Origin of the sequence: Photobacterium sp. NCIMB 13483, assembly GCF_003025475.1 — a bacterium.
Taxonomy (GTDB): domain Bacteria; phylum Pseudomonadota; class Gammaproteobacteria; order Enterobacterales; family Vibrionaceae; genus Photobacterium; species Photobacterium piscicola.
Window position 1 is genome coordinate 14,510 of sequence record NZ_PYLV01000022.1, and the last position, 22,393, is coordinate 36,902.

18 protein-coding genes and 8 tRNA genes are annotated in these 22,393 nt (G+C 39.6%); 17 read left to right on the forward strand and 9 right to left on the reverse strand.

What is annotated here, in order from left to right:
* Positions 1–11 precede the first annotated feature (11 nt).
* From C9I86_RS15425 to C9I86_RS15440, 4 genes are all read left to right on the forward strand, one after another.
* Entirely contained in the window at positions 12–1,370 is a 1,359-nt protein-coding gene (locus C9I86_RS15425) for a Na+/H+ antiporter NhaC family protein (RefSeq protein WP_107276867.1), read from the forward strand.
* Between the two features lie 310 nt (positions 1,371–1,680).
* Positions 1,681–3,354 carry a bifunctional UDP-sugar hydrolase/5'-nucleotidase UshA gene (gene ushA, locus C9I86_RS15430; protein ID WP_080158170.1) on the forward strand — a complete coding sequence of 558 codons (1,674 nt, stop codon included), beginning with the start codon at positions 1,681–1,683 and terminating at the stop codon, positions 3,352–3,354.
* A 199-nt stretch (positions 3,355–3,553) separates the two neighbouring features.
* Positions 3,554–4,033, forward strand: coding sequence for a Cys-tRNA(Pro) deacylase (ybaK, locus tag C9I86_RS15435; protein WP_080158097.1), 480 nt, complete (start codon positions 3,554–3,556; stop codon positions 4,031–4,033).
* A gap of 64 nt (positions 4,034–4,097) precedes the next feature.
* The gene (locus C9I86_RS15440) at positions 4,098–4,712 is read left to right on the forward strand and encodes a LysE family translocator (protein WP_080158096.1); all 615 of its coding nucleotides are present in this window, start codon (positions 4,098–4,100) and stop codon (positions 4,710–4,712) included.
* Positions 4,713–4,759: 47 nt separating this feature from the next.
* On the opposite strand, the gene C9I86_RS15445 is transcribed toward C9I86_RS15440, so the two are convergent.
* Positions 4,760–5,674: a DMT family transporter gene (locus C9I86_RS15445; protein WP_080158095.1), complete on the reverse strand. Its 915-nt coding sequence runs from the start codon at positions 5,672–5,674 to the stop codon at positions 4,760–4,762.
* Positions 5,675–5,850: 176 nt separating this feature from the next.
* Entirely contained in the window at positions 5,851–6,432 is a 582-nt protein-coding gene (smrA, locus tag C9I86_RS15450; protein ID WP_080158094.1) for a DNA endonuclease SmrA, read from the reverse strand.
* Between the two features lie 438 nt (positions 6,433–6,870).
* Between smrA and C9I86_RS15455 the strand changes: the two genes are divergently transcribed.
* The 8 genes from C9I86_RS15455 to C9I86_RS15490 all read left to right on the forward strand — a co-directional run bounded on the left by C9I86_RS15455 (position 6,871) and on the right by C9I86_RS15490 (position 8,171).
* A tRNA-Pro gene (locus tag C9I86_RS15455) sits at positions 6,871–6,947 on the forward strand.
* Positions 6,948–6,955: 8 nt separating this feature from the next.
* Positions 6,956–7,031 (forward strand) — tRNA-His (locus C9I86_RS15460).
* Between the two features lie 169 nt (positions 7,032–7,200).
* Positions 7,201–7,277, forward strand: a tRNA-Pro gene (locus tag C9I86_RS15465).
* 135 nt (positions 7,278–7,412) lie between these two features.
* Positions 7,413–7,489: transfer RNA gene (locus C9I86_RS15470), tRNA-Pro, on the forward strand.
* Positions 7,490–7,570: 81 nt separating this feature from the next.
* A tRNA-Pro gene (locus C9I86_RS15475) sits at positions 7,571–7,647 on the forward strand.
* Positions 7,648–7,688: 41 nt separating this feature from the next.
* Positions 7,689–7,765, forward strand: a tRNA-Pro gene (locus tag C9I86_RS15480).
* A gap of 9 nt (positions 7,766–7,774) precedes the next feature.
* Positions 7,775–7,850: transfer RNA gene (locus tag C9I86_RS15485), tRNA-His, on the forward strand.
* A gap of 244 nt (positions 7,851–8,094) precedes the next feature.
* A tRNA-Pro gene (locus C9I86_RS15490) sits at positions 8,095–8,171 on the forward strand.
* A gap of 323 nt (positions 8,172–8,494) precedes the next feature.
* On the opposite strand, the gene C9I86_RS15495 is transcribed toward C9I86_RS15490, so the two are convergent.
* Both C9I86_RS15495 and C9I86_RS15500 read right to left on the reverse strand, forming a co-directional pair.
* Positions 8,495–9,358, reverse strand: a complete 864-nt coding sequence (locus C9I86_RS15495; RefSeq protein ID WP_107276868.1) for a TraB/GumN family protein — start codon at positions 9,356–9,358, stop codon at positions 8,495–8,497.
* A 199-nt stretch (positions 9,359–9,557) separates the two neighbouring features.
* The gene (locus C9I86_RS15500) at positions 9,558–12,446 is read right to left on the reverse strand and encodes a cation transporter (RefSeq protein ID WP_107276869.1); all 2,889 of its coding nucleotides are present in this window, start codon (positions 12,444–12,446) and stop codon (positions 9,558–9,560) included.
* 103 nt (positions 12,447–12,549) lie between these two features.
* Here C9I86_RS15500 and cueR point away from each other — a divergent pair, with 103 nt between their 5' ends.
* On the forward strand, positions 12,550–12,942 hold the full coding sequence (cueR, locus tag C9I86_RS15505; RefSeq protein ID WP_158258957.1) for a Cu(I)-responsive transcriptional regulator: 393 nt from the start codon (positions 12,550–12,552) through the stop codon (positions 12,940–12,942).
* 26 nt (positions 12,943–12,968) lie between these two features.
* On the opposite strand, the gene C9I86_RS15510 is transcribed toward cueR, so the two are convergent.
* Together C9I86_RS15510 and C9I86_RS15515 are read right to left on the reverse strand one after the other, a co-directional pair.
* Positions 12,969–13,406 carry a hypothetical protein gene (locus C9I86_RS15510; protein ID WP_080158091.1) on the reverse strand — a complete coding sequence of 146 codons (438 nt, stop codon included), beginning with the start codon at positions 13,404–13,406 and terminating at the stop codon, positions 12,969–12,971.
* Positions 13,393–14,058, reverse strand: coding sequence for a winged helix-turn-helix domain-containing protein (locus C9I86_RS15515; protein ID WP_080158090.1), 666 nt, complete (start codon positions 14,056–14,058; stop codon positions 13,393–13,395). Before C9I86_RS15515 ends, C9I86_RS15510 begins: the two co-directional genes overlap by 14 nt.
* A gap of 709 nt (positions 14,059–14,767) precedes the next feature.
* Between C9I86_RS15515 and C9I86_RS15520 the strand changes: the two genes are divergently transcribed.
* Both C9I86_RS15520 and C9I86_RS15525 read left to right on the forward strand, forming a co-directional pair.
* A complete protein-coding gene (locus C9I86_RS15520; RefSeq protein WP_107276871.1) occupies positions 14,768–15,796 on the forward strand; it encodes an OmpA family protein in 1,029 nt (342 codons plus the stop codon).
* A 145-nt stretch (positions 15,797–15,941) separates the two neighbouring features.
* Complete coding sequence (locus C9I86_RS15525; RefSeq protein WP_080158088.1) at positions 15,942–16,352, forward strand: META domain-containing protein; 411 nt, start codon at positions 15,942–15,944, stop codon at positions 16,350–16,352.
* Positions 16,353–16,426: 74 nt separating this feature from the next.
* Here C9I86_RS15525 and C9I86_RS15530 read toward each other — a convergent pair whose 3' ends face one another.
* The 3 genes from C9I86_RS15530 to C9I86_RS15540 form a co-directional block, all read right to left on the reverse strand.
* Positions 16,427–17,281, reverse strand: a complete 855-nt coding sequence (locus C9I86_RS15530; protein ID WP_080158087.1) for a co-chaperone YbbN — start codon at positions 17,279–17,281, stop codon at positions 16,427–16,429.
* Positions 17,282–17,714: 433 nt separating this feature from the next.
* Positions 17,715–18,542 carry an SDR family oxidoreductase gene (locus C9I86_RS15535; RefSeq protein ID WP_080158086.1) on the reverse strand — a complete coding sequence of 276 codons (828 nt, stop codon included), beginning with the start codon at positions 18,540–18,542 and terminating at the stop codon, positions 17,715–17,717.
* Positions 18,539–19,153 carry an arylesterase gene (locus C9I86_RS15540; protein ID WP_107276872.1) on the reverse strand — a complete coding sequence of 205 codons (615 nt, stop codon included), beginning with the start codon at positions 19,151–19,153 and terminating at the stop codon, positions 18,539–18,541. The genes C9I86_RS15535 and C9I86_RS15540 overlap by 4 nt, the downstream gene beginning before the upstream one ends.
* Between C9I86_RS15540 and C9I86_RS15545 the strand changes: the two genes are divergently transcribed.
* Positions 19,152–19,874 (forward strand): ABC transporter ATP-binding protein, encoded by a 723-nt coding sequence (locus C9I86_RS15545; protein WP_107276873.1) that lies wholly within the window; start codon positions 19,152–19,154, stop codon positions 19,872–19,874. The two genes, C9I86_RS15540 and C9I86_RS15545, sit on opposite strands and share 2 nt — an antisense overlap.
* The gene (locus C9I86_RS15550) at positions 19,867–22,374 is read left to right on the forward strand and encodes an ABC transporter permease (protein WP_107276874.1); all 2,508 of its coding nucleotides are present in this window, start codon (positions 19,867–19,869) and stop codon (positions 22,372–22,374) included. The genes C9I86_RS15545 and C9I86_RS15550 overlap by 8 nt, the downstream gene beginning before the upstream one ends.
* Positions 22,375–22,393 lie beyond the last annotated feature (19 nt).

Below are 22,393 nucleotides of genomic sequence, written 5' to 3' on the forward strand. Positions count from 1 at the left end.
TCATTATCAGCATGTCAAACACAACTAAACCAGCAGCAATTACACCTTCAGCATTGGCATTGCTGCCATTGGGGATCTTTTTATCCTTATTTATCGGTGTCGGTAGTTACCTTACTTATCAAGGTGTCGACTTCGCATTTTATCAATTGCCTTCACCCGTTGCGGCATTACCTGCCGTAATAGTGGCTATTTTGCTGAGCAAAGAAAAATTAAATAAAGCAATAGAACAATTTATCCGTGGCGTTGGTCATAGCGATATTATTGCAATGTGCATGATTTATTTATTAGCGGGTGCTTTTGCGGCGGTTGCTAAGGCTTCTGGTGGTGTTGATGCAACGGTAAACTTAGGTATGGCAATATTGCCTGCGAGTATGATTTTACCGGGTATTTTTGTTATTTCAGCGTTTATTGCTACCTCAATGGGTACGTCTATGGGCACTATTGCTGCAGTGGCACCTGTGGCATTAGGTATCGCTCAAGCGGCTGGAATGGATGTAGCATTAACGGCTGGTGTTGTTCTTAGTGGTGCAATGTTTGGTGATAATTTATCGATTATTTCAGATACGACGATTGCTGCAACCCGTTCTCAAGGTTGTCAGATGAAAGATAAGTTTCGTGAAAATATTAAGATCGCCTTACCCGCAGCGATAGTGACGATGGTGTTGTTTGCTTTCAGTAGCTCAGTGACGACCCTACCTGCTGCTAACCCTATTGAATGGCTTAAGGTCTTACCTTATGTCACCATTTTAATCCTTGCTGTTTCTGGGGTGAACGTATTCGTTGTGCTGAGTTTGGGCATTGTGCTTGCTGGTGGTGTTGGCTTATTCTCGATTGATAGTTATAGCCTAACTACATTTGGTAAAGATATTTATAGTGGTTTTGGCAACATGCAGGAAATTTTCTTACTTTCAATGTTGATTGGTGGTGTGAGTGAATTAATGCGTCAGCAAGGTGGCTTAGCATTTTTAACCCAACTGATTAGTCGTGTAATTGGTAAGTTTAGTTCAAAGCATAGTCTTTCAGAAAATTCACGCGCAAGTGAGTTAGGCATTGCGAGCTTAGTCAGTTTAACTAACTGTTGTACTGCAAATAATACCGTAGCAATTATTGTGTCTGGTGGTGTAGCTCGTGAGCTTGCCAAAGAAAATGGCGTTACTCCACGTCGTTCTGCGAGCCTGTTGGATATTTTCTCTTGTGTAATACAAGGGGTGTTACCTTATGGTGCGCAAGCCCTATTGTTAGGTTCGGTATTTAAGTTATCACCATTAGAAATAGTGTCTCATTCTTACTATTGTTTCTTTTTAGCCATTTCAGCGTTGGTTGCTATTTTTATTCGCCGTTCAGCGACTAAATTTGAAAAAGTATTTTAGGCTTAAATGACAAATTTTAGAGGCTAAATTTGCTCAATATTTTTTAAAAAAGCTCGGCAGTGTCCGAGCTTTTTTTATGGTTTGTGATCCACTATTGGTTTTGAATGTTGTAACAGTGATCTTGATTGCAAAATAGTGACGCTATAGACGTGGTTATTTTTGATTCACTTACACTGAGCGCAATTATTTTTAAGCTGTTATTTATTATTACTATTTAATCAAATAACACGATTATTTTTGCATCAATTTTAGTTGTTTTTTGCTATCCAAAATGATGGCATCGATGATTAAAATCGTTAAGGTGGATAACATGAAACAACGTCTATTTGCTAAAACTGCATTAACTGCTGCGCTACTTGCTGTACTGTCTGGGTGTGCGACATCGACAGCTGATACTGCGACAAAATGGAATGCAGATAAAACCTATCGCATTACTATTTTGCATACTAATGATAACCATGGCCGTTTTTGGCAAAACCAAAATGGTGAGTATGGAATGGCGGCACGTAAAACGTTGTTAGATAATATTCGTGCAGAGGTAAAAGCTGAAGGTGGCACTACATTATTGCTTTCAGGTGGTGATATTAATACTGGCGTGCCAGAATCAGATTTACAAGATGCAGAGCCTGATTTTAAAGGCATGAACATGTTAGGTTATGATGCGATGGCATTAGGTAACCATGAATTTGATAACCCACTTGATGTTTTACGTAAACAGCAACAATGGGCTAAATTCCCGATGTTATCAGCTAATATTTACGATAAAAAAACGGGTGAACGTTTATTTAAGCCATATCAGATTTTTGAACAACAAGGGATCAAAATCGCGGTTATTGGATTAACGACTGAAGATACTGCAAAAATTGGTAATCCAGAATATATCGGTGCTATTGAATTTCGAGATCCAAAAGCTGAAGCTAAGCGTGTGATCGCTGAGCTTGAACAAAATGAAAAGCCAGACGTTATCATTGCTGCGACTCATATGGGTCACTATGAAGATGGTCAACGCGGTATTAATGCGCCTGGTGATGTTGCATTGGCGCGTTATGTGGATGATGGCGATCTTGATATGATTGTTGGTGGCCACTCACAAGAACCTGTTTGTATGGAAGGGCCAAATAAAACCAATAACAACTTTAAGCCAGGTGATAAATGTACGCCTGATCAACAAAATGGTACATGGATAGTCCAAGCTCATGAATGGGGAAAATACGTTGGGCGTGCTGATTTTGAATTTCAAAATGGTGAATTAAATCTAATTAGTTATGATTTAATTCCTGTGAATTTAAAGAAAAAAATCAAATTAGAAGATGGCACTCAAAAACGGGTGTTTATTCAAAATGAAATTCAACAAAATCCAGAAGTACTATCGTTTTTAACGCCATTTCAAGAAAAAGGTCAAGAACAACTAACGGTTAAAATTGCAGAGTCTAACGGTAAGTTAGAAGGTGATCGTAATGTGGTGCGTTTTAAGCAGACTAATTTAGGTCGCTTAATTGCTGCTTCACACATGCAACGTGCGAAAGCTGATTTTGCGGTGATGAATTCCGGTGGTGTACGTGATTCAATTAATGCTGGTGACATTACCTATAAAGATGTGCTGACAGTACAACCTTTTGGCAATATTGTGTCTTATATTGATATGTCAGGAAAAGAAGTTTTAGACTATTTAAATGTTGTCGCAACTAAGCCTATTGATTCAGGTGCTTACGCGCAATTTTATGGCATTAGTATGACGGTTGCTAAGGGGCAAGTGAGTGATGTGAAGATTGGTGGTCAGCCATTATTAATGAATAAGACTTACCGTTTTACTGTACCAAGTTTTAATGCTGCGGGTGGCGATGGTTATCCAAAAGTTAGTCATCACTCAGGTTATGTCAATACCGGATTTGTTGATGCAGAAGTTTTAAAAGAATTTTTACAAAATAATAGTCCAATTGACGTTAATAAATATGCACCAAAAGGTGAGATTATTTATAAATAAGTGATGACTATTATCTAAATCTATTTTTTACGGCGCTGAATTTTCAGCGCCTTTTTTTTTATACTTTTTAAAAAATATATCTCGGTATATAGTTCTGTTTTGGTAAACAGATGTGGTTAGCTTCTTTGATGGATATGATGTGAATAAAAGGGGAGCTAATTACAACTGTTTGATTAATCAAGTTGTAAGAGAAAATGTTATGACACCTGCAATTAAATTAGCAAAAAAAAATAAAATTGAATTTCAAGTTCATCAATACGAACATGATCCTGCTAATAATAACTTTGGTCATGAAGCTGCGGAAATTTTAGGGTTAGATCCTCATCGAGTTTTTAAAACACTATTATTTGCATTAAATGGTGATCCTAAAAACTTGGCTGTGGCAGTGGTTCCTGTCGCAGGGATGTTAGATCTAAAGGCAGCCGCTAAAGCCGCTGGTGGTAAAAAAGCAGAAATGGCAGATCCTAAATTAGCCGAAAAAGTGACAGGCTATATTGTGGGTGGTATTAGTCCGCTAGGACAGAAAAAACGCTTGCCGACGTTTGTTGATAGTAGCGCAGAGCAGTTTGAGACTATTTGTGTTAGTGCCGGGCGTCGTGGTTTGGAAATAGAATTAGCTGCGAAAGATTTAGTGGCATTAACCAGTGGTCATTTTGCACTTATCGCAAAACAAGATTAACCAATAACAACGCATTGGGGTAATAAAGAATCCCGATATATTCATTGATAAAAGGAGATTAGCAATGACTATTACTATTTGGCTTTCTTTATTACTCATTTGTCTATTAGGTGCGATGTCACCGGGACCCAGTTTAGCGGTAGTGGCCAAACATAGCCTATCCGGTGGACGTTGGCATGGCATTGTTTGTGCGTGGGCTCATGCTTGTGGTGTGGGATGTTACGCATTACTTACCTTACTTGGGTTAGCGGTCGTTCTGCATCAATCACCCCTATTATTTACCAGTGTCAGTTATGTTGGTGCTGGGTATTTAGCTTATTTAGGACTTAATGCATTACGTTCTAAAGGCGGTGTTGCTGCAAAATTAGCACAGGGACAATCAAGCTCATTGCTTGAAGCTGCGCGTGATGGGGTGATGATCTCGTTATTTAATCCTAAATTAGCGTTATTTTTTTTAGCGCTGTTTAGTCAATTTGTCGCGGTAGGTAATGAAGTTTCATCAAAAGTAATTATTGTTGCCACACCACTATTGGTAGATGGATTATGGTATACATTAATTGCGAGTATTTTATCTTATCCACGCGTTCTCACAGTGTTAAGAACAAAAGCACAAATGATCGATCGTCTGTCAGGGATAGTTTTACTGGGATTAGCATTACGTGTGGTGTGGTTAGCTTAATTATACCAAAACATCAAAATAGCCGAACTGAGTTCGGCTATTTTATATTAACAATTAGGCTGGTATCTTTTGTTACGTAACCAAATGGGTACAAAAGTATTTAAGAGTGTCGCTAATATAATTAAGCTAACTCCCACAATTTTGTTCCATGACATTGGGTGATTAAAGAACATGAATTGCCAAATTGCTGAGAAAATTAAATTAGTAAAAATAATCGGTGCTAATTGTGAACCTGATTCTGCAAGTTGGTAAGCTTTGGCGCGGAACACTTGTGTATTAACCGTACATACCGCCATAAATAGCAAGAGTAATAATAAAGGATGCTGCCAACCCGTTAATGTGTGCCACTCTACCGCCGTAGTCATTGGTGAGAACATCAAGAATGGTACTAAAAATATTGAGGCAATGATAAAGCTCCAAGCACTTACCCCTAAAGGTGTTAGGTTACTTTTACTTGATCGGTACATCGCCACTTGTGAGCCAGCATTAAAAATACCGCCCGCTAAACCTAATAATAAACTACCACCAAATTTCATTTGTTCCAGGTTACCCGCAATAAAAAGTAAGCCAGTAAACGTAATACCTAAATTAATAATAATTAGGCGCTTGATCGGTGTTTTAAAAAAGATACGTTCTAAAATTGGAACAAATAAAGGACTGGTACCAAATAAAACAACGGCTTCAACAAGGCTAAGGTGTTTAATTGAGGCAAGAAAACAAAGTTGGCTACCTGTAATACAAATACCGCGAACGATTAAACCACTCCACGCTTGTTTATTGGGTTGTGACCATTGGGTGATCACCATTAACCAAAAGGCCAGAATCGCAGGGAATAAAAGGCGAAAAAAACATAGCCATGCAGGGTCAAAGCTGTGGGTTAGCCATTTAGCTAACAATCCTGTTACTGATAAGCTAAATGTAGACACTAGCATTAACAGCATTGGGCGTATTTCTGAATTCATGAATAATCTCCTAGGGCGGCGACTTTACTTAAATTGTATGATAATTAAATTCAAAACAATTTAACCCTAGGATATATTTATCTTACTCTTTGGCTAAGGGTGTCTTTTTTATCGAAGTGGCGATATTTGCTTTTTTTATCAGTAATTTATTAATTATTGGTTTTGGTTATGTTTTGTTAGGCGTCTCGATGGTTTAGATGTCGATCGCGGGTTTGTTGTTTCTTTTCTGCACTTTTCTTGATCATTACGTAAAGCGCTCCCGTTCCACCATGCTGGCGCAATGCGGAGTGAAAACAAAGCACATCAGAAATTTGTTCTAGCCAAGTGGTGACAAAACTTTTCATTAATGCAGGAGGATTACTTCGTTCTCCTTTGCCATGAACAATCATAACCGTACGAATATCTAAACGTTGAGATTGTTTTAAAAAAGCCAGTATTTCATCTCGAGCTTGAGATAAGGTCTTTTTATGAAGATCTAGACGGGCATGAATGTCATATTTACCTTGTCGCATTTTCTTAAATACAGCTAATTGAACCCCATCACGTTTAAACTCAATCATGTCATCAGGTTTGACCATATTAGCGTTATCAAGCGAGAGATAATCAATATTACCATTTGCTAGTGTTTGTGCCGCAAGACGTCGAGCAAGTTGAGCTTCAGACACTTGGTATTTTTGTTGGATTAAAATTGTATCTTGTTTTATCGGCGCTACATCGGCCATCATCTCTTTAAAGAGATCTAATTCATTATTAGACATAATAGGCTCACTATAATTAAGCAATAATTTTAGTATACCTGCGCTTAATTGAAACAAAAGTGAATATATTAAGAAAGATAAAGGTAGTTATTTAAGGGTTTAAGCACTTAAATTCATTTAATATCAACTATGTCATGTAATGATATTTATCATTAAGACTTTGGAATTACTGCAAAAGTGGATAGTTGATTGTATTTTATACAGAATAAGTCATTGTTACCTCTTAAAATAGCTGGATTAGTAAGCATATTTTTTAGTTACAAAAAAAATACCGTATAGGGGTTGCTAAAATAAAAATGGCGAGTATTATAAGCGACCTCAACAACGCATAGCGCGTTGAAAAGTCGGTGAATAGCACAGTTTGATAGTGCATCTCTGATGTTAAGAATAGCGGACCAGATGGTTGATCTTCTAGCTGCATTCTTAATAAAAATTAGTCGGTGAATAGCGCAGTTTGGTAGCGCATCTGGTTTGGGACCAGAGGGTCGGGGGTTCGAATCCCTCTTCACCGACCACTACAATGGTGGCTATAGCTCAGTTGGTAGAGTCCCGGATTGTGATTCCGGTTGTCGCGAGTTCAAGCCTCGTTAGCCACCCCATATTATAAGATGTTGATCTCCAGTCAGCATTTGGCTTTTAAAGCCCGCTTGTTTACAAGCATACAGAATTAAGTCGGTGAATAGCGCAGTCTGATAGCGCATCTCTGATGTTAGGAATAGCGGACCAGAGGGTTAACCCTTCTAGCAGCGTTCCTAGAAAAGAATTAGTCGGTGAATAGCGCAGTTTGGTAGCGCATCTGGTTTGGGACCAGAGGGTCGGGGGTTCGAATCCCTCTTCACCGACCACTATTTAAAAGTAGTGGTTTGTTAAACCATTATTATTGTCGGTGGATAGCGCAGTTTGATAGCGCATCTCTGATGTTGGGAATAGCGGACCAGAGGGTTGACCCTTCTAGTAGCGTTCCTAGAAAAGAATTAAGTCGGTGAATAGCGCAGTTTGGTAGCGCATCTGGTTTGGGACCAGAGGGTCGGGGGTTCGAATCCCTCTTCACCGACCACTATTTAAAAAGTAGTGGTTTGTTAAAACCATTATTATCAGAGAATATGTTAGTTAATAACGCTTCTCGAAAAGAATTAGTCGGTGAATAGCGCAGTTTGGTAGCGCATCTGGTTTGGGACCAGAGGGTCGGGGGTTCGAATCCCTCTTCACCGACCACTATTTAAAAAGTAGTGGTTTGTTAAAACCATTATTATTGTCGGTGAATAGCGCAGTTTGGTAGCGCATCTGGTTTGGGACCAGAGGGTCGGGGGTTCGAATCCCTCTTCACCGACCACTTACAATGGTGGCTATAGCTCAGTTGGTAGAGTCCCGGATTGTGATTCCGGTTGTCGCGAGTTCAAGCCTCGTTAGCCACCCCATTATTCAGGTTATCTTTTGTTAGAGACCTTGGCCTTGTAAGCCTAAACATTGTCGGTGAATAGCGCAGTTTTATAGCGCATCTCTGATGTTAGGAATAGCGGACCAGAGGGTTGACCCTTCTAGCAGCGTTCCTAGAAAAGAATTAGTCGGTGAATAGCGCAGTTTGATAGCGCATCTCTGATGTTAGGAATAGCGGACCAGAGGGTTGACCCTTCTAGTAGCGTTCCTAGAAAAGAATTAAGTCGGTGAATAGCGCAGTTTGGTAGCGCATCTGGTTTGGGACCAGAGGGTCGGGGGTTCGAATCCCTCTTCACCGACCACCATTAAGAAACCTGAATCGAAAGATTCAGGTTTTTTTTCGCCTGTAGAAAGTGGTGAATAGTGCAGTTTGGTAGCGCATCTCTGATGTTAGGTGTAGCGGACCAGAGGGTCGGGGGTTCACCGAAATTAGAACCTTGGCTCTTCACCGACCCCTATTAAGAAACCTGAATCGAAAGATTCAGGTTTTTTTTCGCCTGTAGAAAGTGGTGAATAGCGCAGTTTGGTAGCGCATCTCTGATGTTAGGTGTGGTGGACCTGAGGGGCGGGGGTTCCCTGATATTAGAATCTAGCTCTTCACCGACCACTATTAAGAAATCCCACTTTAGTTGCAATTGGCTTCTGTACTTGAGGTGATTTTCTCAACCTTAAAGCCTTGCTGTTTCATTAGATTAGGCAGTCCTTGATCGCCAATTAAATGAAAGGCACCAACCACAATCATAAATTTTCCTGATTGATAGGGGGCGGTATGTGCAAGTGTTTCAGCCCAACGTTTGTTACGATCAAAAATTAAAGCATCATCAGTAGTTGGATCAATTTGGCTCTCTTGGAAAAGTTGCTCAAGTTTTTCACTGTCTCCATGTTGCCATACTTTAACCAAACAACGTAATGATGACTGGGTTCTATCCCATTCATTGATGGTTTCTATCAGCATTGGTGCACCATTCTCAGGCAGGTTTTCAAGCATATTGAATTGCTGGCTAACACTTTCTAATTCTAGAATAGGAAGATGTTGCTGTTGAGCACGCTGCAACAATACATAATCAATACCATAGTCTGATTTAAGGTCGAGCTTATTAGCTAGAGCTAACTGTAGCGTTACGGCCGTTAACCACGGTGGTTGTTGCAATAATGCTTCAAATGGAATGTTCAATGTAGTCGTGATTTTTTTTAATTTTTTGAGGACTGGTTCAGGTAATGCTTGGTGCGTAAAGGGCGGGGATAGTGTGGGCGTAACTGGTGATTGTTGTAGTATATTAGCTTCTACAATTAAGGCATCAGCTTGTTGCCATTGCTCAAGAAATATATCAGGCAGAGGGAACATTGCCTCTTTACCCGCATGAATTGAGCCTAGGACATAAAATTCACGTTGTTGGTCATAAATTTTCCATACAATAGGGTCGGCAAGTATAGGTTGAGCAATAAAAGGCAGCACTAATAATGCCTTTGATAAGAGAGATTTGAACATGCGTACCACCGATTAAGAAACATTGATTAAGTTATACCAAAGATTGATAGAAAACGAGATCAAAAAAGGCTACCGAAGTAGCCTTAATATGATTATCCAATTATTGGACTCGTATTATTTTGAATTACGAGAACGTGGATTAAGCCAGAACCACCAGACAATAAACCCAATTGCGGCAACGCCTAATAATAAACACATATTATTTCTCCTGATCTTGTCGGCTTGGCTTAAATAAACGTAACCGGTTAGCATTACTTACTACTGTAATGGATGATAACGCCATTGCTGCACCTGCAATAACAGGGCTAAGCAGTGTTCCTGTAAGAGGAAATAACACACCAGCAGCAATTGGAATGCCTAATGTATTGTAAACAAAGGCACCAAATAAATTTTCTTTGATATTTCGTAGTGTTGCTTTTGATAACTCTAATGCATCAGCAACACCGTGTAGTGAATGGCGCATTAAGGTAAATTGCGCACTTTCAATCGCAACATCAGTACCACTACCCATTGCAATACCAACTTCAGCCAATGCTAAAGCTGGCGCATCATTAATACCATCACCCACCATAACTACGCGTCGACCTTGTTGTTGTAATAAGGTGATTTGTGCCGCTTTACCATCTGGTAATACTTCAGCAACGACGTCAGTGATACCGAGTTTATTGGCAATAACTTTGGCAGTTTTAACACTGTCACCTGTTAACATAACGACTTTAAGACCCATTTTTTGCATCCGTTTAACAGCGGACAATGAATCTTTACGTAATGGATCACTAATACCAATAATGCCAGCTAAAGCACCATTCTGTGCAAGATAGACAGGTGTTGCACCTTGATTAGCGATGAAATCAAAATCCATTTCAGCATGGGTAATCGTAATAGCATTTTGAACCATGAATTTAGCATTACCTAACAGTAGTTGGTGTTGATCTACTGTGCCGGAAACACCCAATCCTGAATACGTCATGAAGTCACTGTGTGGGTACAATTGTAACTGTTGTTGCTGTGCTGATTTAACAATAGCATTGGCAAGTGGGTGCTCAGAACCTTGCTCTAAGCTTGCAGCCAATTGAATTAGCTGCTCACGAGTTAGTGTATTATAAATTTTATAATCAACAACTTGTGGTTTACCTTCAGTTAAAGTACCTGTTTTATCTAATACCACGGTATCAATACTTGCGGCTTGTTGCATTGCTTCGGCATCTTTAATAAGAATACCCAGCTCTGCTGCACGGCCAACACCAACGGTTACTGACATTGGTGTTGCTAAGCCTAATGCACATGGACAGGCAATAATAAGTACCGTTGTTGCGGCAACAAGCATATATACAGATGCGGGTTGTGGACCAAAATAATACCAAGCCATGGCGGTTATTATGGCAATGATCATAACACTTGGTACAAAGACACTTGAGATAGTATCAGCTAAGCGTGCCAGTGCGGGTTTACTGCTTTGTGCTTGGCGGACTAATTGAATAATACGTGCTAGCATGGTGTCACTGCCAATATGTTCTGCTTTAAAAAGTAAACTGCCTTGCTGATTAATTGTCCCTGCGCGAACGTGATCCCCCGCTTTTTTATGCACCGCAAGAGGCTCTCCTGTCAGCATTGATTCGTCAAGATAGCTTGTTCCTTCAATAACAAGACCATCAACTGCAACTTTGGCCCCAGGTTTTAAACGTAATGTCATTCCTGCAATAACGGCACTTAGAGGACGTTCTATTTCTTGACCATTTTCAACCACAATTGCGGTTTGAGGTTGAAGATCGATTAAACGTTCTAACGCTTTTGATGTACGACTACGAGCACGCGCTTCTAATGCATGGCCAATAGTGATTAGACCAATTATCATTGCTGATGCTTCAAAATACACGTGACGAGCAGCCAATGGGAATAAATTAGGAGCAAGAACAACTGTCATTGAAAATAGCCATGCAGCACCTGTACCTAGCGCAACAAGGGTATCCATGGTGGCACGGTGATGTAGGAAAGCTTTCCAACTATTGATATAGAAGTCTTTACCTGCTGTAACTAATAACGCCAAAGTGATCAAACCGATAATGCCCCAACTTATCTGGCTGGTCGTCGAGTTAATCACCATACTTCCGCCAAATATCCCCCATGCCATTAACGGCACACCTAATGCAAGAGAGGCTGTAGCATTACGGATATGGGTTTTAAATGTTTGTTGATTTTGCTGTTGTTGACGAATTCGGCGGGTTTGGTCATCTTCACTCTCTTCTGCGCCATAACCTGCACTTTCAATAGCCTGTATAATTGCTTGTAACGGTGCTTGGCCGTAAATTAAAGCCGTACGCTCAGCAAGGTTAACGTTAACATTACTAACCCCATCAACCGCTTTAATGGCTTTCTCTACTGATGCAACACAACTGGCACAAGTTAATCCTGATAGCAGTAATTGAGTTGCATTGTCTTGAGGTGCGATAATAGGCTCAGGCTCAGGGGCGATCACTGTATCGGTCTCAGTTATTGGTTCAATATCAGTATGTAATGTTGCTTGATAGCCGGTTGTGGTCACAATGGCGATAATATCGTCAGCAGTTAATGACGTTATTACACTGAGTGCATTTTTATCTAGTGTAATAATTTCAATATTGTCTTGAGTTAATGCTGTGGTTAATTTAGCCACACATTTACCACAAGAAAGGCCATTTAATGTGAAATCATAATGTTGTGCCGCTGAATGTGTTACGACTTGATAGCCTAATTCGACAATTATGTTTGTTAGTGCTTGCTCACTGATTGCACCATAAACATCTGCTAACTGTTTAGTAATATTAAAGTGTGCAATGTCATGACGTGCGGTTAAGGCTTGTTCTATTTTTGCCACACAGCGTCCACAAGATAACCCTGTAAGAGGCAATTGATAATGGAAGCCGACTTGGTAGCCTAATGCTGAAATAGCATCGAACAAATTAGGTAAAGAGCTGTCTACAGATACTGTTAGTTGTTCAGTATCTATATCAATGAGTTGGATGTTAGGTAATAGGCTGATAGCATCACGAATTTTATTGACGCAATGCATACAACTTACATTGGCAAGAGGAAGAGTTATTGTATTCATGTGCTCGCCTTTTTATGCTTAGATGAAATAATGTACCTAGCATAATCCTTCCAGTAACTATAATGTCAAGAGTTGTTTAACTATATAGAGGGAATAAGTGATGATGAGTATCAGTGATGTCGCTAAACAAACAGGATTGACGGCAAAAACGATTCGTTTTTATGAAAGTAAAGGGGTGATCAGTGCTGCGCCTCGTGGCTCCAATGGTTACCGTTATTATAATGAAAGTCACATTGCTGAATTGTTATTAATTAAACGTTCACGAATGATTGGTTTTTCATTAGAGGAATGCCAGCAGTTATTGGCTTTATCGACAAATCCAGATCGTCATAGTCGAGATGTTAAGCAAAAAGCACTGCAAAAATTGATAGAAATTGATCATAAAATTGAAGAGTTAAAGCAAATTAAATTAACATTGGCAGCATTAACGGATCAGTGTCCGGGAGACAAAAGTGCGCATTGCCCGATTTTGGAAAGCCTAACGAAAAACGGCTAAATAATGATTATTTAGCCGTTAGTTTGTTAGTGACCACTATCTGTCATAGATAAGGTACCATCATAAGGAATGACATGTAGTGCTTTTTTAGGTGATGAGCTATAGCTGACCATTGTATTTTTATCTAATCGTTTGAGATTAAATTGATGCCAAAAACGTTCATGAGTCCAATTGAGGCTTTCAATTGCAGCATCGGTGATTTTTTTCGTGTGATCTTCTGTATCAACGACTAATACTGCCGCATTACCAAAGGCATAAAAATAGAGTCCTTTTAATACCGTGTAGCCGTTATCTTGTTTAGGATTAGGATAGTCAATTAATGTGTATTGGCCGAATTTACAGCTGCCAAATTGTTCGTGATTGGAATTTACGTATTTATAGTTAAAGTCACACCCCATACCGTTAATAACGGGGTATAGCATTAGAAGTAATAATGCTATGACAATATATTTAAATTTTTTCATACATTTTTCCAGTGGTATCAATGTAAACCGTATTTTTACCACTCAAGTTTTGTGGCAACTTTTGTAGATTGAGCAATTCAATATTACCACAAATCTTTTGATTATTAACGGTAACACAAGGCGGTGATTGCCAACTACTAGCCCAAAGCATAATCCAAGCAAACATAACCGTTAAACAAACGCTATAACCTATTTTTGCCATGGTAGGAAATGCGTTGTTCTTTGACGGTGTTTTAGTGTTATTTGTTTCAGTACCTGCCGCATTATTTTCAGTAAGGTTATCGGCTGGTTGTAATTGTTCTGTTTGATGTTGCTCATTATCGATAACAACTTCAGGTTGAAACTGTTGCTGAATAAAAGTGTTATTCGCGATAGTAAAACCCGCACCTTTAATCGTAATGATAATTTCATTTTTGCTCTTAAATGCTTTGCGTAAGTTAGCAATAGCAACATTCAATGAGTTTGGTACCACAACCTTATCTGGCCAACCAATTTCAAGTAGTTTTTCTCTACTGATAATTTCGCCACTGTTATCAATTAAAAATTGGAGGATTTTTGTTTCGCTAGCACTTAGTTTAGTGGTGGCTTCTTGGTTGGTATAAGCGCTTTTTTGCGGTTCAAAAACATCCTTACCGTATTTATATATGATCATGGCTCTAACTACCTATCTTAGTATCTGTTTTGCGCAGCGTATGTTTTATATGACTACTGCTTTTTATTGTTATTGCTTTCAGTATCGAAGCGCCTGGTTTTTATAGCGACATAAAATCATCATTTTTTGGTAGAGATAAAAGCGTAACAAGGGAGTTAGTTCTTCTATTTCGACCATGAAAAAGTCCATTACACATCTCGGATCTTTATTTTCAAAGCAAATGCTAACAAAAAAAAATATTTATGGAAGAGATGATAAAGGATAATTGGCATCTTAAATAGCGCCATATGATTATTTATCACATTATCTATAGTATAAAAAAGTATGTTTTTCATATTTTTTTTCAAGTGATGCTTATGTGATATTTTGTATATAACGTATTGTTTATTAGTGGTTATATTGGGTTTTTGTATTATTTTTATCTTTTTTTATATGAATTAAATCGTTTAAAAAAAACGTTATTTTCATTTATCTAAATTATTTCTGAAAGATTTATTTTTCAGAAGTCATTTTTTTGACGCGTGTGAAAAAACAACAATTAATTGTGAACATCATTTTTTATTATTTGCCTTAATGCCAACTCAGTCACAAAATGGTGGGGTTCCTAACAAAGACTGTCCTGCGATACACGCTTAAAAAAATAGATAGTACGCACTTATATGGACAGACAATTAGAAAGTTTTAAAGCATTTAACCAATGGAGTTAAACATGAAATTGAAATCTCTATCTCTAGCTGTAGTAGCAGCTTTATCTCTAGGCGTTGCTACATCTGCAATGGCTGCTGATGCACCTGCAACGGCTACAAATAACACTGCTCTAAGTCAATCAGCTGCAACTGGTCACTGGTACGCTGGTCAAGGCCACGGTTTCTGGGTTGGTGGTGCACTAGGTATGGGTTATGTTGGTAGCGCAGATTCAGGCGTATTCAACGGTCAAACTAGCGCTCCAAGTGCTAAACTAGATGCTGGTTACGACTTCAACCAATATGTTGGCGTATACGCTAGCTACGACTTCATGCATGACCTAGGTAACTCTGACCTAAATCTTGCAACTGTAGGTATTAAAGGTAATCTACCTCTTACACAGAAACTATCTGCATTTGCTAAAGTAGGTGGTACTTACATCTATGCAAATGACAAGAATTTTGCTGACAATGCATTCCACATGCATTCTGATAGCTTCTCAGCAACTGGTGGTTTAGGTCTGTCTTACCAGATCACTCACGCACTATCTACTCAAATCGGTGCTGATTACTACCAAAACCTACGTACTTCACAAGGTCACGCTGATCTAACTCAAGCGTACTGGGGTATGACATACAAGTTTGGTCAACCTGCTACACCAGCAGTTGTTACAAACACTGTAGAAGTTGTTAAAGAAGTTGCTGTTGAAGCACAAATCCCAACTCGTTCTTCTTACGTTCTTCCATACCAAAATGGTCAAACTAAGTTAAACGACTACGGCCGTTACAACCTAGGCGAAGTTGTTGCAACTATGCAAGCTAACCCAGAAGTTAACGCTCAAATTATCGGCCGTACTGATAAAGTTGGTAGCCAAGCAATCAACGAAAAAATCTCTGCAGAACGTGCAGCGAACGTTGCTAGCTTCCTAGAAGCAAACGGTATTAGCGCATCTCGCCTAACTGTTTCTCACGTAGCTAACAGCAACCCAATCCAAACTAACTCAGCTGACAGCACTAACTACGTTCAGCGTTCAGTACAAATCATCCTTAAGTAATTAAGACGATAGTACAGACTGTATAGTTTGAATATTAATGCCGATGAGAGATCATCGGCATTGTTTTATGCGATTGTTATCTCAATAGCTTGTTTCTAAATGAAAAAGCAGTCTATTGAGATTAAGATTGAGTTATAGAGCGATGATGAAAAAAAGTAAATTTTGTTTATTAATACTATTAGCCATTTCATTGACAGGTTGTTTTTCTAATCAACAACTGAATAAATCAACTCAACTTGTAGGGGAATGGACACTAAAGGGGGGCGTATGTATCCCTGGTGTAACAAAGCATAAACCTAAATTAGATATTAATGCTGATATGAAAGTGTCTGGTTTTACAGGTTGTAATCAATTTAAAGGACGCCTAATTGCGGCTGATGGTAGTTTTACTTTACCTAGTGTCACCCGTAGAATTTGCTTACCTGAACTTGTTACTCAGGAAGAAAATATGTTGAATGTATTACGTAGTGCGACCAGTATTGAAGTTATTAATAATACTTTGGTTGTTGACTCAGGCAATAAATTTTTAGTGTTTGAAAAAACGAATGCACGTTAGCAGTTAGGTTTAATTTGCTGAATAAAAAAGGCCCGTAAGCATGACGCTGACGGGCCTTTTTATTGGTCTATCACTTAATATAGTAAAGAATACAGTTGACGACGATAAGTTCCTGCAATCGGGTTGCCTTGTCCGAGTGCCGCTAAAATATCCATCATGGTCTTTTTAGCATTACCGTCAGCAAAATTAAGATCGCTACGAAGAATATTTAATAAGAGTGCTAATGCTTCTTCATTACGGTTTACTTGGCTGTATTGAACCGCAAGCTCAAAAGCAATATTGGCATCACTTGGGTTTGCCGCTAATTTTTCTTCTAATAATTGTATTTCAGGCGAGTTACCCGCTTGTTTATGTAATTCAAGCTTGGCAAGTAGTCCTTTATATTGTGCATCTTGATCTTGCATCGGAATGGTTTCAAGAATTAACTCTGCTTCATCAAATAATCCCGCAGCCACTAAGCATTCAGCAATCGCCAGCTCAATCACACTATTTTTAGGAAATTTTTGTGCTAACTGACGTAGTAATGCGAGTGCTTGATTGTAATCTTCACTTTTTACTAACGCTAATGCGTGTTGCAGTTGTAATTCTTCGGGGGTTGGTAAATGACGGGTTAGCATTTCACGTAAACTTTGTTCTGTTTGTGGACCCGCTGAGCCATCAGTAGGTTGGCCCCCTTTAAATAGGGCGACAGTAGGTAATCCACGTACACCAAATTGAGAAGCAACCATCTGTTGAGTCTCACAGTTCACCGTTGCTAGCGTAAATTGTCCTTGGTATTCACGGGCAATTTTTTCAAGGATTGCATTTACTTCTAGCGTTTCTGGCATTGAAGGCGCCCAAAAACTGATCACCACCGGTGTTTGTATTGATTGATCGATGATTTGCTGAAGATTCTGTTCGTTTAATTCAAGAGCGACATTTTGATACATGTGCTGATATCCGTTGGCTATTTGAAAGGCTATATCAAATATATGGGGATGAATCGAGACGAATCAAGAAAAGAGCATTAAATGACATTAATTATTAAAGGTAAGCATAACCGCGAGTGTGATACAGAGACAGATAAGATTAATTTGGCGCAACGACATACTACACCTCAGATAAGACAATTTTTAATGACATAAGTTTTTTGACTTGCGCTTACTGTAGCGTTTTATTGTGACACTAATATGACGTTATTATAGATTTTGTCATTGATAGAGAAGAATGTTGGTATAAAGGTTATTTGTTTAACTTTAAGCACGGAAATGTGATGTATTTTTCTTTGTTTATTTTTTGATTGTTGTTTTTGTCACCATTTTATCTGAATTCAATAAATTAAAATCAGCCATAATAAACCTTGTTATTATGGCTTATATTTAATTAATTACTCTTTATTAGCAGTTTATCTAACCATTTTGTCGGTAATATACGACGAAGAAAGCCAAAAATATATGTTGGTTGAGTAACATAGTAACGTGCTTTTGGGCGCTTACTGTTAATTATAGCCAACACTTGCTTAAAGACGGCATCGGGGCTTAAAGTGAACTTATTATTTGGGGTTGTCGTGCCTAATCTATGTAATGTTTGTTGATAAGCATCATGATGACGAGAATGATTAATATCAATGTGTTGTTCAAATTGAGATTTAGCATTTTGACGAAAATGACTTTCAATAGGTCCCGGTTCTATTAAGGCAATTTTTATGGGGGTGTTCGCTAATTCTAATCGAAGCGTATCAGTATAACCTTCAATGGCAAATTTACTGGCGTTATAGGCGCCGCGGTATTTCATCGCAACTAAACCTAATACTGAACTGTTTTGAATAATTTTGCCGTGGCCTTGTTGTAGCATCAACGGGATTACTGCACGAGTTAGTTGATGCCAGCCAAAGAAGTTAGTTTCAAACTGAGCGCGCAATGCCTCTGTAGATAAATCTTCTAATGCTCCTGGTTGGCCATAAGCCGCATTGTTAAATAACACATCTAGTTGACCATTTGCTAAAACTAATGCTTGTTTTAATCCGCGATCAATCGATTCAGAACAACGAAGATCCAGTTGAATACAAGGAATACCTTGGCTATTTAATCGTTCTACATCGCGTTGTTGGCGACAACTGGCGATGACGTTATAGCCTAATTTATTGAGCTCGGCGGCGCAGTAGTAGCCAATACCAGAACTACAGCCAGTAATTAAGATAGAAGTCGTCATTGTGAACTTTCCTGATTGAGATACGGTTGAAGTTGCTTTGCCATAAATTGGGCGATAAGCGGTTGTGCTTCCGCTGTTGGATGAAGACCATCTTTCATCATCAGTTGAGGTTTAACAATGATGTCAATAAGGAAAAAAGGCAACAGTGGTACGTTCAATGATTGGCTTAACTCTGGGTAAGTATTACGAAATAACATGTTATAACGCTTACCATAATTAGGTGGAATTTCGATTTGCATTAATAACGGCTGTGATCCCATTTCTTTAATTAAAGTGATCATCTGATCGAGATTATTGCGTAGTATTTTAGGAGCAAAACCGCGTAAACCATCGTTTGCACCTAATTCGATTAATACTATGTCAGGTTGGTATTGCTTAAGCAGTTGCGGCAGTCGTGCTAACCCATTACCACTGGTATCGCCTGAGATACTGGCATTGATAATTGTCGTTGGTTGGGATTGTTGGGCTAATATTTCAGGTAGTAGTACAGGCCAGCTTTTATTGGTTGGCATTTGATAACCCGCACTTAAGCTATCACCCAAGACTAATAGCGTTTGACTAAATGCTGTCGATGAAAATAACAGCATTAATAATGAAAGGATTCGTATCATGTCAATCTCCGTAATAAAAGCACACGCTGTTTCTAAACAGGTTACGACAGCCTTGTCGCCAATGACCATTTTGCAGGATGTTTCGCTTGAGGTCGAGCAAGGCGAGTCAATTGCGTTAGTGGGTGTATCAGGCGCAGGAAAATCGACCCTAATGACGTTGCTGGCAGGGTTAGATGTGCCAACTGCCGGTGAGATTGAACTATTAGGTCATAATCTAACGCGCTTAGATGATGAACAACGGGCACAGCTGCGCAGTGAATCGATTGGGTTTGTGTTTCAAAACTTCTTATTATTGCCGACCTTAAATGCGTTAGAAAACGTTACTCTGCCATGTTTGATTCAAAATAAAGCGATCGATATTGAACGTGCTAAACAACTATTAGCTGTTGTTGGTTTACAAGGACGAGAGACTCATATACCGAGCCAATTATCAGGTGGCGAGCAACAACGGGTAGCATTAGCACGCGCGTTTATGACCAACCCTAAAATTTTGTTTGCCGATGAGCCAACAGGAAATTTAGATCAACAAACGGCTGCAATGGTGATTGAGTTATTGTTTGAGCTTAATCGAGACAACGGTACTACCCTGATATTAGTGACTCATGATGATGCCTTAGCCGCACGGTGCGATCGAGTACTGCGATTAGATAATGGCATATTAAATCAAGTGCAAAATAGGACTGATAATGAGCCATTAAATAAGGACGATCGCGATGTTTAATACTGCTGTTGCTGCTAATAATCGAACATTTATTGTGCGTTGGGCATGGCGTGAAATTCGCCAAGGTCAATTATGGTTAGTCACTTTAGCGTTGAGTTTAATTATCGCGTGTGTGTTTGCGTTATCAGCATTAGTGAGCCGAGTAGAAGCGATCATTGTTGATCAAGGACGATCTGCATTAACGGCTGATAGTGTGCTTGTTTCTTCACAGCCGATTGATCTTTCGCAGCTTAAAGCATTATCAACCGATGCGGTAAAAGTCGCTCAGCAAATCCGTTTTGGTACTATGGCATTTAGTGATAACGGCATGCAGTTGGTGAGTGTTAAAGCTGTCGACTCAGGCTTTCCATTACGGGGTGAACTTAACTTACAAAGTGCAGATACCGCGTTATTAGAACACCATGTAAAACCGCAGCAATTATGGCTAACTGAGCGTTTATTCTCGCTGTTAAACGTGAAAATTGGTGATGTACTAATGCTGGGTGATGCTGAGTTAACCGTTAGTGGCCGTATTACCCAAGATCCTGAATTATCGTTTAATCCGTTTAGCCAAATGCCGACGGTGTTTATTCATCAACAAGATATTGAAGCTGTCGGTGGTGTGCAGCCCGGCAGTCGCATCAGCTATCGTTATTATTTCTCTGGTTCCAATCAAGTATTAGATGATATTCGTCAGCTATTAATCTTAACTCCAAGCCAACGGTGGCTAACTGAAAATGATGCTGGACGCAGTGGTGATTTTATTGAACGTGCGCGGCAATATTTATCGCTCACATTGGTGCTGGTGGTATTAATGGCTGCTGCCACGTTAGTGCTAACTTGCCAACACTATGCGGCAACGCGTAAGACGGCGGTGGCGATGATGAAAAGTCTTGGTGCGACCCAAGGTTTTTTATGGCGCTGGCTATTAACTCAGATCGGCCTCGTGTTTGTGGTTGCGATCATTATTGGTTTAACGCTCGGATTAGGACTTGAGTGGTTGCTGCGTTATCCCCTGCAAAACTTATTACCCGATCAGCTACCAGCGATGGGAATTGCGCCTTTTGCGATCAGTTTATTGTTGGCATTGTTAATTGCACTACCAGCGTTAGGGATCCCGCTGTCACGGTTAGTTCAAACCTCCGCGATCAATTCAGTACAAGTATCGACAATAGCCCCCACTTCTAGTCGTTTGGCATGGTTACTGTTATTGCCTCCTGTGTTAGCGGCTATCGTGTGGATTGGCACTAATTTTTTAGTGTGGTTAACCCTGTTAGGTATCGTGGGGTTGTTGTTGGTTTTAGCGGGTATTGGTGTGACTGCTATCGCGTTATTACAACGAGTGAAATTAGGCGCAGCTTATAGTTTAGCGTTAAGCCGTGTGAATCGCAGTAAAACCAAAACTGCGACTCAACTGGTGGCGTTAACTTGCTCATTAATGTTATTGGCGGTGATTGGATTATTACGTAATGAATTACTCGCGGATTGGCAAAATACCCTACCTGTGAATGCGCCGAATGTGTTTGCACTCAATATCGCCCCTGAGCAACAGCAAAGCTATTTAGCCGATTTAGATAAAGCTAATCTAACCCGTTCGCAAGGCTATCCAGTAACGCGAGGTCGGTTAGTCGCAATTAACGATCAACGTTTTTACGCTACATCAAATAAAGCAGTAACTGATCAAGCTGAAAATAATACTGAGATAAGTAATGAGCTAAATCGAAAGGCAGATGATGAAAGTGTTGATCCTGCTTTAAAGCGTGAACTTAATTTTACGTGGGCGAAAACACTACCAAGCCATAATGTGGTTACCAAAGGGCAATGGGGTAAAGCGGACGGTGTTTCAGTTGAATCTGGAATTGCCAAACGATTGAATATTCAGTTGGGTGATAAGTTGGTATTTACCGTTGGCGGGTTGGAATTTAACGCCACCGTTAACAGCATTCGACATGTTGAATGGCGCAATATGAAGCCCAATTTTTACTTTATTTTTACGCCAGATGTGTTGCAGTCATTTCCTGCAACGGGATTAGTCAGTTTTCGGGTTGGCAAGCAACAAAATGGATTATTAAATACGTTAGCTAGTCAATATCCTACTGTGAGTGTGCTTGATTTACGAATGATGGCAACCCGTATTCAAGGCTTGTTGGCGCAAGTGAGTTGGTCGTTGACTGTGTTAGCTGGGCTAGGTGTTGTCAGCGGCTTACTGTTGATCATGACGTTGTTGCGGTTGAGTATTTCAGAGCGCCAAACCGAAATTCAGTTATACCGAACTTTAGGTGCCAGCCGAAAGCGTATTGCCGCTACTCTGTGGTTTGAGTACGGCATTATTGCTGTGTTAGCCGGTATGATTGCTGCGATAGGCGCAGAGTTTGTGGTCGGTTTGCTGGTGGTTAAAGGGTTTGAACTGTCGTTTAATTTACATCCGCTAATGTGGTTAGGCTTACCTGTGCTGGCTATTGGGTTGGTGTATTTGGTGTCATGGTCGCAGATTAATAAATTGTTGTTACCGTTACGATGATTAAGCCAACGTTATCTAT

Excerpts from the sequence above, each read along its gene's own strand:
- C9I86_RS15535 (WP_080158086.1), bottom strand. The coding sequence starts at position 18,542 with ATGACGACTTCTATCTTAATTACTGGCTGTAGTTCTGGTATTGGCTAC.
- ushA (WP_080158170.1), top strand. The coding sequence starts at position 1,681 with ATGAAACAACGTCTATTTGCTAAAACTGCATTAACTGCTGCGCTACTT.
- C9I86_RS15550 (WP_107276874.1), top strand. The coding sequence starts at position 19,867 with ATGTTTAATACTGCTGTTGCTGCTAATAATCGAACATTTATTGTGCGT.
- C9I86_RS15530 (WP_080158087.1), bottom strand. The coding sequence starts at position 17,281 with ATGTATCAAAATGTCGCTCTTGAATTAAACGAACAGAATCTTCAGCAA.
- smrA (WP_080158094.1), bottom strand. The coding sequence starts at position 6,432 with ATGTCTAATAATGAATTAGATCTCTTTAAAGAGATGATGGCCGATGTA.
- C9I86_RS15500 (WP_107276869.1), bottom strand. The coding sequence starts at position 12,446 with ATGAATACAATAACTCTTCCTCTTGCCAATGTAAGTTGTATGCATTGC.
- C9I86_RS15495 (WP_107276868.1), bottom strand. The coding sequence starts at position 9,358 with ATGTTCAAATCTCTCTTATCAAAGGCATTATTAGTGCTGCCTTTTATT.
- cueR (WP_158258957.1), top strand. The coding sequence starts at position 12,550 with ATGAGTATCAGTGATGTCGCTAAACAAACAGGATTGACGGCAAAAACG.
- C9I86_RS15545 (WP_107276873.1), top strand. The coding sequence starts at position 19,152 with ATGTCAATCTCCGTAATAAAAGCACACGCTGTTTCTAAACAGGTTACG.
- C9I86_RS15515 (WP_080158090.1), bottom strand. The coding sequence starts at position 14,058 with ATGATCATATATAAATACGGTAAGGATGTTTTTGAACCGCAAAAAAGC.
- C9I86_RS15510 (WP_080158091.1), bottom strand. The coding sequence starts at position 13,406 with ATGAAAAAATTTAAATATATTGTCATAGCATTATTACTTCTAATGCTA.
- C9I86_RS15525 (WP_080158088.1), top strand. The coding sequence starts at position 15,942 with ATGAAAAAAAGTAAATTTTGTTTATTAATACTATTAGCCATTTCATTG.
- C9I86_RS15520 (WP_107276871.1), top strand. The coding sequence starts at position 14,768 with ATGAAATTGAAATCTCTATCTCTAGCTGTAGTAGCAGCTTTATCTCTA.
- C9I86_RS15540 (WP_107276872.1), bottom strand. The coding sequence starts at position 19,153 with ATGATACGAATCCTTTCATTATTAATGCTGTTATTTTCATCGACAGCA.
- C9I86_RS15425 (WP_107276867.1), top strand. The coding sequence starts at position 12 with ATGTCAAACACAACTAAACCAGCAGCAATTACACCTTCAGCATTGGCA.
- C9I86_RS15440 (WP_080158096.1), top strand. The coding sequence starts at position 4,098 with ATGACTATTACTATTTGGCTTTCTTTATTACTCATTTGTCTATTAGGT.
- C9I86_RS15445 (WP_080158095.1), bottom strand. The coding sequence starts at position 5,674 with ATGAATTCAGAAATACGCCCAATGCTGTTAATGCTAGTGTCTACATTT.
- ybaK (WP_080158097.1), top strand. The coding sequence starts at position 3,554 with ATGACACCTGCAATTAAATTAGCAAAAAAAAATAAAATTGAATTTCAA.